The organism is Marinobacter sp. UBA2498 (assembly GCF_002341575.1).
GTDB lineage: Bacteria > Pseudomonadota > Gammaproteobacteria > Pseudomonadales > Oleiphilaceae > Marinobacter > Marinobacter manganoxydans.
This window is the reverse complement of record NZ_DDOI01000059.1, coordinates 62,422-63,212: the sequence shown is the minus strand read 5'-3', so window position 1 is coordinate 63,212 and position 791 is coordinate 62,422. Positions and strand designations below refer to the sequence as shown.

The window sequence follows — 791 nt, the reverse complement described above, 5'->3', positions numbered from 1 at the left end:
GAACAGAGGTGTCCGAGGCATTAGGCAGTGCCCGGCAAACACTCCTGGCGCAGGTTGATCGGATGCTGGCTGCCCAGCAACAGGAGCTTAATGGATACCTGCTGGCCTCTCGCCACGCCCAGGCGAGGCTGGCGGACCAGTTGTTCCGCGCATCGCAAAATGCAGGTGCCGGTGATGAATAATCGGATGGCCGGCAGGACTGTTAAAGGCCTCCTCATGGTTGGGGCCCTTGTCATGGCGAGTGGCTGCCAGATGTTGCAGTCGATGATGCCTGCCGGTGGCGAAGAAATGCCGCGAGTCCGTGAGGGCACACTGGCTGCGCTTCCGGCGATCGAAACGCGGCAGGAAAGTGCCGATGCAGCGGCGGTCAGCGACCCCGCAGAAGATGTTTCCATTGAAACGGTAATGGACAGTTACAAGGCGCTTTTGCCACTCGTAGAGGATCCCCGCAAGCAGGTTACCATCAGGCATCGGTTGGCCGATCTGGAATTCCAGCGTGCGGAGCGGAAAATGGCGGATTCGGCTGTCGATGAACTGTCCGGCGCCATCGATGCCTACCAGCGCCTTCTGTCGGAATATCCAGAGCGTGAGGGCAATGACCAGATCTATTATCAGCTTGCCAGAGCCTGGGAGCTTCGAGGCGCGACGCCGCAGCAGCTTGATGCACTGAATACTCTGGTCCGCCGCTACCCGGATTCAGAATACTGGGTTGAGGCTCAATTCCGCCGCGGCGATCTGTTGTTTATCGATGGCCGATACGGGGAAGCGGAACAGGCTTTCGACGAGGTTAC

2 protein-coding genes are annotated in these 791 nt (G+C 59.2%); both read left to right on the top strand.

Going from position 1 to position 791, the window contains the following annotated elements; genetic code table 11:
- On the top strand, window positions 1–182 hold a 182-nt coding region (locus B2W52_RS07525), incomplete at its 5' end, for a hypothetical protein (RefSeq protein ID WP_286802228.1).
- On the top strand, window positions 175–791 hold a 617-nt coding region (locus B2W52_RS07520), incomplete at its 3' end, for a tetratricopeptide repeat protein (protein ID WP_286802226.1). The genes B2W52_RS07525 and B2W52_RS07520, both read left to right, overlap by 8 nt.